This is a genomic window from Aeromicrobium phragmitis (assembly GCF_003674095.1).
In the GTDB taxonomy this organism is placed as follows: domain Bacteria; phylum Actinomycetota; class Actinomycetes; order Propionibacteriales; family Nocardioidaceae; genus Aeromicrobium; species Aeromicrobium phragmitis.
This window is the reverse complement of the sequence record NZ_RDBF01000238.1, coordinates 1-330: the sequence shown is the minus strand read 5'-3', so window position 1 is coordinate 330 and position 330 is coordinate 1. Positions and strand designations below refer to the sequence as shown.

Below are 330 nucleotides of genomic sequence, written 5' to 3'. Positions count from 1 at the left end.
TGCGCACGATCCCGGAGTTCGCCGACGGCGTGGAAGTGCGCGCCGAACGCATCGGATCGTTCGGCAGCATCCCAGGCGACGCCGCGACGTCGTTGGCCATGGTCGTCACCGAACTCGTCCAGAACGCCGTCGAGCACGCCTTCGCCGGGCGCGACTCCGGCCGGGTGACGGTGGCCGTCAATCGCATCCGCAATCGGCTGCGGCTACGGGTCAGCGACGACGGCAACGGGCTACCGGGCGACTTCGACGCGACGAGCAGCCTCGGACTGTCCATCGTGTCCACCCTCGTCGAGGGGGAGCTCGGTGGTGTCCTGGCGTTCGAACGGTCAC

The 330-nt window shown here is 69.1% G+C and carries 1 protein-coding gene; it reads left to right on the top strand.

The genetic code is table 11. The annotated features are described in order from the left end of the window. Window positions 1–330, top strand: a 330-nt coding sequence (locus tag D9V41_RS17145) for an ATP-binding protein (protein ID WP_133434255.1), incomplete at both ends; no start/stop codon positions are given.